This is a genomic window from Sediminibacterium sp. (assembly GCF_051860225.1).
Classification (GTDB): domain Bacteria; phylum Bacteroidota; class Bacteroidia; order Chitinophagales; family Chitinophagaceae; genus Sediminibacterium.
Genome location: NZ_JBHYEI010000004.1, coordinates 191,609 through 201,741, shown reverse-complemented (window position 1 = coordinate 201,741; position 10,133 = coordinate 191,609). Strand labels below are relative to the sequence as shown.

8 protein-coding genes are annotated in these 10,133 nt (G+C 28.5%); all 8 read left to right on the top strand.

Annotated elements, in window-relative coordinates:
* A partial coding sequence (locus ACTIEI_RS13800) for a methionine adenosyltransferase domain-containing protein (RefSeq protein ID WP_439506248.1) occupies positions 1-417 on the top strand: 417 nt, incomplete at its 5' end.
* A 133-nt stretch (positions 418-550) separates the two neighbouring features.
* A complete protein-coding gene (locus tag ACTIEI_RS13795) occupies positions 551-1,639 on the top strand; it encodes a hypothetical protein (protein ID WP_439506879.1) in 1,089 nt (362 codons plus the stop codon).
* 741 nt (positions 1,640-2,380) lie between these two features.
* On the top strand, positions 2,381-2,830 hold the full coding sequence (locus ACTIEI_RS13790) for a ParB N-terminal domain-containing protein (protein ID WP_439506878.1): 450 nt from the start codon (positions 2,381-2,383) through the stop codon (positions 2,828-2,830).
* An 11-nt stretch (positions 2,831-2,841) separates the two neighbouring features.
* Entirely contained in the window at positions 2,842-4,128 is a 1,287-nt protein-coding gene (locus tag ACTIEI_RS13785) for a nucleotide sugar dehydrogenase (RefSeq protein WP_439506877.1), read from the top strand.
* Positions 4,129-4,131: 3 nt separating this feature from the next.
* Positions 4,132-5,136 carry an SDR family oxidoreductase gene (locus ACTIEI_RS13780; RefSeq protein WP_439506876.1) on the top strand — a complete coding sequence of 335 codons (1,005 nt, stop codon included), beginning with the start codon at positions 4,132-4,134 and terminating at the stop codon, positions 5,134-5,136.
* A 654-nt stretch (positions 5,137-5,790) separates the two neighbouring features.
* Positions 5,791-7,008, top strand: a complete 1,218-nt coding sequence (locus ACTIEI_RS13775; protein WP_439506875.1) for an O-antigen ligase family protein — start codon at positions 5,791-5,793, stop codon at positions 7,006-7,008.
* Entirely contained in the window at positions 7,005-8,234 is a 1,230-nt protein-coding gene (locus tag ACTIEI_RS13770) for a hypothetical protein (RefSeq protein ID WP_439506874.1), read from the top strand. Before ACTIEI_RS13775 ends, ACTIEI_RS13770 begins: the two co-directional genes overlap by 4 nt.
* Before the next feature lie 975 nt (positions 8,235-9,209).
* Entirely contained in the window at positions 9,210-10,133 is a 924-nt protein-coding gene (locus tag ACTIEI_RS13765) for a glycosyltransferase (protein ID WP_439506873.1), read from the top strand.

The window sequence follows — 10,133 nt, the reverse complement described above, 5'->3', positions numbered from 1 at the left end:
AAGGTAGATCGTTCTGCAGCTTACGCTACGCGTCATATTGCGAAGAACTTGGTAGCTGCTGGTGTAGCGGACGAAATTTTGGTTCAAGTGTCTTATGCGATTGGGGTGGCACAACCTACATCAATCAACGTGAACACCTACGGTACGGCTAAAGTAGAATTGACTGATGGTCAGATTGCTAAGATTGTAGAAGGTTTATTTGATATGCGTCCATACTTTATAGAGCAGCGTTTAAAGCTGAGAAACCCTATCTACAGTGAAACTGCAGCCTATGGTCATATGGGTCGCAAGTCTGAAGTAGTTACCAAAACCTTCAAGACCCCAGACGGTAAAGAGAAGAAAGTAAAAGTAGAATTGTTTACCTGGGAGAAGCTAGACCATGTAACGAAAGTGAAGAAGGCTTTTGGGTTAAAATAGTTTAATTTCACACACAATAAATATTGCTGTTTATTTCTATTTGTAGCCTTTTTTATGTGAAGATTTTTTTTTCACAGTTTAACTGGTATATATTTGCTTTAGTAATATTCTAATTTAACTTCTCAAATTCATCATGACCGAAAGCATCGAAAATAACTCCGACGAAATATCTTTAAAGGAGCTTATTTTAAAATTCCAAGAATGGTTCTATTTTATTACAAAACAATGGATTTTCATAGTTATTATGGGTATAATTGGTGGTTTGGTTGGCTTTTTTTATGCAAATAGTCAGAAAGCAATCTATACTGCAAAAGTTACATTTGTTGTTGAAGAAGGAAAGAGTGGATCGTCAAGTCTAGGCGGGCTTGCTTCCTTGGCTGGCCAATTTGGAGTTGATGTTGGGGGTAGTTCGGACGGTGGTTTACTATCTGGTGACAATATTCTTTTATATTTCAAAAGTTCATCTTTGGCAAGAGAAGTACTTCTGTCTGTTTTTGATAGTTCGTCTAATACATCAATTGCTGATCAGTATGTAAAAGTGTATGACTTGGACAAAAAATGGAGTAAGGATAAAAAAATAGGCTTAATAAATTTCCCTATTTTATCAAAGACTTATAAATACACTCGATTGCAGGATAGTCTTTTACAAATAATAATCAATAAAATTAGTAAATCTCAATTCACAGTTTCAAGAACGGATAAAAAGGCTGCGTTTATAGATGTTATCAGTACTATGCAAAATGAACTTTTAGCTAAAGTCTATTGTGAAAGAATAGTAGAAAAAGTTGTTGAGCGTTATATTAATATTAAAACAAAAAGACAAAACGCAACAGTCCAAAAGCTTCAAGCACGAGTTGACAGTATTGAAAGTTTATTAACAAAAAAGACTATTTCTGGAGCATCTTTACAAAATACATCAAGTACAATGGATATTAATCCTCTGTATCGAACTGGAACATCGGTAGCCGTCGAAACCACACTACGAGATAAAACATTGTTATCAACAATTTTCGCAAGTGTCACCCAGAATTTAGAAATGGCCAAGTTTACTTTGAGTCAGGAAACTCCTGTAATTCAAATCGTTGATAACCCTAGCTTGCCTCTACAGAAAGAGAAAATGTCTAGGTTAAAAGCAACAGTGATTGGATTTTTTCTCTTTTCTTTTATTTTTGTTATTTATATAGTTCTTAAAAAAGGGTACTCGATTGTTATGTCTAATTAGTCCCTTTTAGATAGTAAAAAATGTTTTTTTAAATACAAATAAAGATTAATTTTGACAATCATTATAGTGTCAGTTCAATTCTGTGACTGACATGGGCTTTGCCATACTCCCCCGCCTAATCTCCCCCCTGATTTTTCTTTCAAATGTACCTAGATAAAATATTAACTGGGAAAATAAGAGTCCAGTTACTTTTAAATCCATTGAATACAGTTTATTTGCGCGGATTAGAAAGATATTTAGGGGTTAGTAGCAATATAGTTCGAGAAGAGTTAAATAAACTATCTGATATGTGTCTAATTAACAAGGAGTCTGATGTTCTTTTAGTTAAGTCTTCTACCAAAACAAATTTTTATCCTGTAAATACTAACCATCCCCCTATTTAATTCATTAAGGGGATTAATTATGCAATATTTAGGACTGGATCAAGTAGTTAAGAATGTTTTGATCAAGCTTGGTAAAGTATATAAAGTTTATTTGACAGGTGATTTAGCTCAAGGTTAAAAATTGTCCTTTTGTAGATTTAGTTGTTTTGAGCGATATAGATAAAACTTATTTGTATAAGCTAATAGAGAAGGCTGAAACCATTATTGATAAAAAAATTCGAGTTGCATTATACTTTTCTAATGAGTCTTCTGATAAAAAACTGTAAGCCATTGATGTATTCTTGAAGTTGATGTGTTAAACTTAAATTTGAGCATTTAAAACAATCAAAAGGTATTCTTAATTAAAGGTAACAAAAATATGTATTTCATAGATTTTTCAAATGATGTTGTAACAAGTATAGGAGAGGTTAACATTGATGCTTTAAAGTGTCACGAGGAAGTAGTTGAGGACAGACTGAATTCGTTCGTTAATTATTTGCAAACTCTTGAAGGGGATATTTTAATATCATCGATTATTGTTTGTTCTAAAAGTATGATGATAATTGATGGGCACCATAGATATCATGCTTTAAAACAGTTTGGAATAAAAAAAATTCCTGTAACATTCATAAATTACAGTTCGCCTAGCATTAAAGCATATTTTGATGATAGAATTTTAAAGAGTGATATTATTAATATAGTAAATCAAGGGAAGTTATTGCCCCCTAAATCAAGCAAACATGTAATATGGGATAATAGAAAAAAAAAATATATGCCAATTTTACTATTGTCTTCAATTTGGAATTTTAATTTAAATGAAATTACATAAACAAGAAAATCATGAAATTACAAGATGCTCAAATTGGTATAATAGGATTAGGTTACGTAGGCTTACCTTTAGCGGTAGCATTTGCGGGAAAATATAAAGTAATTGGCTTTGATATAAATAAAGCACGAGTTGATAAGTTAAATAAGGGACATGACACAACACTTGAGATAGAAGATGAACTGCTAAACTCTGTATTGGATATTGATAATTCGAAAAAAATAGGATTATTTATTACATCAGATCAAAACAAATTAAAAGGTTGTGGAATTTTCATCGTTACTGTTCCTACACCAACGGATAAGCATAATAGACCTGTTTTAACTCCATTGATTAAAGCAAGTGAAACGATTGCCAATTTTCTTAAGCAGGGTGATATTGTAATCTTTGAGTCAACAGTTTATCCAGGAGTTACTGAAGAGGAAATGGTACCAGTACTTGAACGTGGAAGTAAATTAAAATACAATAAAGACTTTTATTGCGGCTATTCTCCTGAGCGTATTAATCCTGGAGACAAAGAACATACTGTAACTAAAATTCTAAAAGTTACAAGCGGTTCAACCCCTGAAATTGCAATGATAGTTGATGATTTGTATAAGTCAGTTATTACGGCAGGAACCCATAAGGCTCCTAGTATTAGAGTGGCCGAGGCTGCTAAGGTTATTGAAAACTCACAACGAGACATTAACATTGCTTTTGTTAATGAATTAAGCAAAATATTCAATCTCATTGGTATTGATACGAATGAAGTATTAGAAGCAGCTGGTACTAAATGGAACTTCTTAAAATTCAAGCCAGGTTTAGTTGGTGGTCATTGTATAGGTGTTGATCCTTACTATTTGGCCCAAAAAGCTCAGGAAGTAGGCTATCATCCAGAAATCATTCTGGCTGGTAGAAGACTAAATGATTCTATGGGTAAACATGTGGCTACTGAGGTAGTTAAATTAATGATGCGAAAGGATTTAAAGGTCGTTGATTCAAAGGTATTGTTACTAGGCTTTACCTTCAAGGAGGACTGTCCAGATGTGCGTAATACAAGAGTTATTGATATTTATAATGAACTAATTAACTTTGATATTAAAGTAGATGTATATGATCCATGGGTTGATCCAAATGAAGTGAAGAGTGAATATGATATTAATTTAATTAGTAATATAACCAGTAATCAATACGCAGCAGTTATTTTAGCAGTTGCACATAAAGAATTCTTAGAGTTAGATATCCGATCATTTTCTCCAACTGGAATAGTTTTTGATGTTAAGGGTATACTTCCCAAAAATTTAATTGATTCAAGATTATAAGTTATGTTTAATAAGCAATTGTACAATACTCGTTACCACGATATTGATTTATCAGAATATTCTTTTTTAATAACAGGCGGAGCAGGTTTTATTGGATCAAATATTGTTGAATATTTATTGAAATACAATGCTGGACGTGTCAGAGTTCTAGATAATCTTTCGAATGGATATTTTGATAATATTAAAGAATTTATTGGATTATCTAATTTTGAATTTATAGAAGGGGATATACGTAATTTAGAGACATGTAGAAAGGCAGTACAAGGGATTAATTTTATCTCACATCAAGCTGCCTTAGGTTCTGTACCTAGGAGTATTTCTGACCCAATTACATCTAATGATGTCAATATTAGCGGCTTTTTAAATATGCTTGTTGCAGCTAGAGATTCCTCCGAACTAAAAATGATGGTTTACGCTGCGAGTAGTAGTACCTATGGTGATAGTCCTATTTTACCAAAGGTGGAAGGAAATGAAGGTAATCCCCTATCTCCATATGCTGTAACTAAGTTAGTAAATGAATTGTATTCTGACGTTTTTAGCCGCGTTTATTCTTTTCACACGATTGGACTTCGTTACTTCAATATTTTCGGTCCGAAGCAAAACCCCAATAATCCCTATGCTGCTGTAATACCAATTTTCTGTAAGAATTTTATAAATAAAACTAGGCCAACAATAAATGGTGATGGAAATACGAGTAGGGATTTCACTTTTATTGAAAATGCAGTACAAGCAAACATTAAAGCGATGTTATATTCTTCACTTACTAGTCATGAAGTAATGAACGTTGCTTGCGGTGATCAAGTTTCACTTAATGAATTGGTAAAATTACTACAATCTGAAAGTGGTAATGCGATTAATGCCATTTATGCTCCTGAAAGAAATGGAGATGTAAAACATTCTAAGGCATGTATAAAAAAAATTATTAAAAAATTAGATTATTTTCCTGCATTTAAATTTAAAGATGGCTTAGCAATCACCTTAAATTGGTATAAAATTAATAATTTTTAAAATACAATTGATCAACAATAGAAAAATTGATAAAAGAGTAATTATCATAATACATATAGTTTCCAACTTTTTCAAAATGGGAAATAAAATATTACTTAGATTTATTTTGGATACAAAAAAAATAAAAAGCTAAGAGTGTAACACTCTAATATTAAGAAATCAGGTTTATTAATAATACTTAAGTGGCGTAAAAGGAGCATTTGAAATTTACAGATAGGATGGAAGAAGCTATGAATAATAAATTATGTAAATTCTAATAGCCGTTTATAACTCTTTGAGTAGACATAACTGCAAATTAAAATTTATACCTGCACTGGAAAATAAGTAAGATTAATATAACAGTAATTCTTAAGGAACTGCAAATAAAAACACTGACTTTTTTATACAGGTGATAAAGCACTTATCAATTTAATGGTATATAAAAGTCATACAGTAATCAAGAGATAGAAAGATAAATTATAAGAGTTGTTTGATAGCAAAGCTTTAGATATATTTCAATACAAAACTCAATTATTAAGAAATTAATTTATTATTTCCTAAATTTTGAAAAAGGTATTATAACATTAGAAAATGTAGAATACTATTTCCTTTATTTATACATGATGTGTAACAATTCAAAACGGCAGAATAGTCTTTTGCTTTTATTTTAACAGTATGGTTTTTCTCTATATTTTTTTATTTTTCTTTATCATCGGAGGTGAATCTTTTAAGGTAAATGGAATAAACATATCATTACTTTTCTTTTTAATATTTTTCGTAAGCAATTTATCAAAAATCTTCAAATCTTTTTTTTCAAAAAGAATAATACTTTTTAATATATTTTTTTTAGCGTTATCGTTTTTTAGTGTGACAAAAGGTTTCTTAGTTGGTTATAAGTTTGCTTACATATTAGAAGATTATTTTCCGTTCGTAGTTTTGTTTGTATTTGTTAATTTTTTCCAATCGATTTCTCTAAAAAATTTTCTCAGCTTAACTAAATACATTGCAATTTTAACTAGCTTTCTCGCTTTTAAGGTACTATTGATAAATTTTTTACCAATTGAACCAATTTGGGGTGGTGATACTTTTTGGCAAGCATCAAAATCACTTATTTATCCCAATTTCCATCGAATAATTTTGAAAGGAGGAGAATTTTTCAACTTGTTTGTTTTTAATTTTTTAGCAGCTGCTCTAATTTTTAAAATTCCAATATTTCATAAACGATATCTATATTTTTTTCTTTTTCTTAATTTTTTAATTCTGTTTTTTTCTTTGACTAGAACAAGTTTCTTAGTTTCTATTATAATAATTTTTATCATGTTTATAGTCAAAATAAGAAAAGAAAGTTTTTATACAAGAGTTAAATCATTTATTTCATTGGGTATTGTGTCAGGTTTAATATTATTACTTTTCAATTCTGCTATTTTTCAAGAACGAAACAAAAAAGATGATGGTGGAGACCTTGCTATCGGATGGAGACAATTAGAATCTTTAATTGCTTTAGACAAAGCTTCTGAATCTAATTATTTAGGCAATGGTATGGGAGCGTCTTTTGAGATGACTTATGCACCAGGAAATTTTAAAGAAGATGGCCAAGATTTATATGTTCATAATTATTATGTATGGTTTATCCTAAAAGCGGGTTATTTATTTTTTATTTTTGGATTAATATTGTTATTCATAGTATTTCTGAGAAAGGTAAATATTGATAATTGTAATTTTTATTTAATAATCTCTCTTAAAATCATACTAATTATTTTTTTACTATTTAATGAATTTGTAAATAATAAGTTGTCAAGCTTCTCTGGGGCTTTTTTATACTCATATTTGGTTTTATTTATAATAATTCCCAATAAGTTCATCTCTAATAAAAAAACACCTTTTTTATCTTGAATATAAAGTCTTTTAATAGCTCTCTAATACAAGCTTTCTTGATACAGGGTTTAGGGAAAGTTGGAATTTTTATTTTTATCTACATTTTTAATAAAGAAGTAGGTTCAATAGTATTTTCAGAATTTATTATCGTGACGATTGTAGTGTTTTTATTTAATGCTATCGGAGATTTTGGTATTGGACAATTATTAATGAAAAGGGTAGCAAGAAGCAAAACTCTAGATATTATTAACATAATTCCTTATCTGCAAATTAAATTCATTAATTATTTTATTTTACTGCCCTTATTCATATTTGTTTTAATTTTTATTTATGAGTTTAAAATATTTTACATTTTATTTTTTATTCCTGTTTTTTTCGATACTATTACTAATTCTTATATCACATTTACACAAGCCAAACAAAATTACGCCAAATACAATTTGCTCTTATTAGTTGTTGATTATTCAAAATTATTTAGCAGTTTTCTAGGATTTTATTTTTTTGGGTTAGCAGGCTACATTTATTTTAACATAACTCAGTCTATTATTTTAAGTTTGTTTTGTATTCGATCAAATATTTTTGTTTTGTTTAAACCCATATTCCATTATACAATTGTAAGACTAAAGTCCTTTTGGTCTTGGGGTTTCCCTTTTTTTATATCTGGAAGTTTAGTATATATATATAATAGACTCGAAGTTATTCTTATCCCAATTTTGAAAGAGAATAATGTTTCATTAGTTTATTCTGGAATGTTTAAATTACATGAAATAATTACAGTTATACCATCAATATTTACAGGGATTTATATACCATCTGCTTTAGTTTTGTCAATTAGTGATCGCCAATTATTCAAAAAGAAAGTTTCAGTATTCTATTTTTTAGCATCTTCCTTATTTTTATTTATTTATTTTTTATTTTCAGAAATCACTATTAATTTTTATTTTAATAATAATTATTCTAAAGATGTAGATAAATACATATATTTTAATTTTCAATCAATTTTTCTATTATTAAATGCTTTTCTAACTTGTGAGATAATAATTAATAATAAACAGAGAATGCTTGCTAAATTCTTGATGTTGGGCTTCGTCCTTAAATTTTTTATTTTGATAGTTTTTATGGCACTTAATTTTAAGGATTTCCCTTTTATTTCATCATTAATAGGTGAAATCATTTATTCTATAATAACTTTAATAATAATATTTCACCACCAGATTTATTCTAATCGTTTTTTCAAGTGGTAGTTCCATTTTTGGAAATTTTCTTTATGAGATACTTTATTTTTTTTTTCATAACTCATTAAAATTACTCGATATTATATTTTTTTTTCCAGTGTCATTTTTCGCCTTTGTATTAAAAACTTTTAGGCTAATTGGTGCTCATTCGTTGCCTCTTTTAAGTAAAAGATTAATTACTAAAGAAATTTTTCCTCTAAATGAATACTATTATGAGCTACTTTTTAGTCCTAAACTTTTAAAGCAGTCTCTTAATCTTCAACATTTTTACCAAGTCCTCTCATGGAATATTACTAACCATTTGAATTTAATAAAATGCTTTAACTTTAAAAATGAGTTTTTAATTTTCGAAAATTTATACATTAAGAATGGTACTTTTCGCGCTGAGATATAGAAATTTGGTATATTTTCACACGATATTTTAAGCTTTAAAAGATATTAGAAATCGGTTCAGATTATACAATATTCCTTCAAATAAATACATTCATTGAAAATGAAAAATACTTAAAAAAAATTATGAATATGCCCATATTTTAATAAGCCATTTGAAATAAGTTGCTTAGAATCTATTGCTCTAATAGTTTGAGAAAAGTAATTGAGGATGTTGGGCTTTTATATTTTAACAATTAATAAGTGTTGATGTGTTGTTTGTTGATTCTTTTCATGATATCCGGCCTAAAGGCGATGTTTAAACTTGATTTCTTGAAATATAACCATTAGTAAAAAGAGTAGTTATTGTTGATATAAAGGATATTTCTAGAAGTCGTGATTAGCCTAAGAATTTAATATTTTAATCATACTTATTTTGGGAATAAACAATACATTCTATAAGCTTTATTAACTGAGAATTCAAATTTATAACCGTTATCAATTATTAAAAAAATTGTATTTATTATATGTTAAAAAATGTTTGCCCTTATCTTGAAAATATTAATGAACAAGGTTCATTTTACAATCGAAAAAAATAAAATACCGTATAATATTATGAAAATAAATTTCTTATCATTTTTAAATCCTTTTAAAAAAGGTTTCGTTGGAGGGGGTGAACTTATCAATCGACAAATTATTAATGACGCAAGATTATTTGGAATAGATATTAAATATGGCTACAGAGAGAATACTTTAATTTCACGTATCTTACCACCAAGTATGAATTTGCATAAAAATCCAGATTTGTGGATTTTATCTGACATATTCAATATACCTACACACAGAATTTCTTTTCAACGAGATTTTTTGATGGACATAATTACAAATCAAAAATTTATACATTTTGATAATGCTTATGTTGATATCTGTGCAAATGGGGCCTTGCCTTGTAATGGTTTAAGGTCTAGTTTATGCCAAAATTGTTTAAAAAATCCTTCAAGAGAACTTCTATATAAAAATTCTTTAGCAAATTTCTTCCTCTCTCCTCTGCACTTGAAAACTATTAATCAATATTTTGGAAATATTTATTTGAATAAATCGCACATTGTAGATCCTTTCATTGATACAAAAAACTTTTGTAATTTAAATATAGAAAGAGATATTGAATATTTGTATGTAGGAACTATTTCTGGGTATAAAGGATATGAAAATATTAAAGATAAGTTTGAGAATATTGGAGATGATTTTTATTTTGTAGGTCCCAAATCTAAATCCCTCAAATTATTTTCAAATAATTATTTAGGTATAAAATCAACCAAAGAACTCCCTTTAATTTATAATCGTGCAAAAAACTTTGTTCATTTACCCACATGGAAGGAGCCTATGGCTCGAACTGTTCTTGAAGCTGCCCTTTGTGGTTGTAATTTAATTGTGAATGAGAATGTAGGTGCAACCTCTTTTGATTTTGATTTAAGTAATTCCGATAATTACGTAAATAATATAGAAAAATTTTATAAAACAATTTCTAATTTAATTTAA

Excerpts from the sequence above, each read along its gene's own strand:
- ACTIEI_RS13780 (WP_439506876.1), top strand. The coding sequence starts at position 4,132 with ATGTTTAATAAGCAATTGTACAATACTCGTTACCACGATATTGATTTA.
- ACTIEI_RS13785 (WP_439506877.1), top strand. The coding sequence starts at position 2,842 with ATGAAATTACAAGATGCTCAAATTGGTATAATAGGATTAGGTTACGTA.
- ACTIEI_RS13775 (WP_439506875.1), top strand. The coding sequence starts at position 5,791 with ATGGTTTTTCTCTATATTTTTTTATTTTTCTTTATCATCGGAGGTGAA.
- ACTIEI_RS13790 (WP_439506878.1), top strand. The coding sequence starts at position 2,381 with ATGTATTTCATAGATTTTTCAAATGATGTTGTAACAAGTATAGGAGAG.
- ACTIEI_RS13765 (WP_439506873.1), top strand. The coding sequence starts at position 9,210 with ATGAAAATAAATTTCTTATCATTTTTAAATCCTTTTAAAAAAGGTTTC.
- ACTIEI_RS13795 (WP_439506879.1), top strand. The coding sequence starts at position 551 with ATGACCGAAAGCATCGAAAATAACTCCGACGAAATATCTTTAAAGGAG.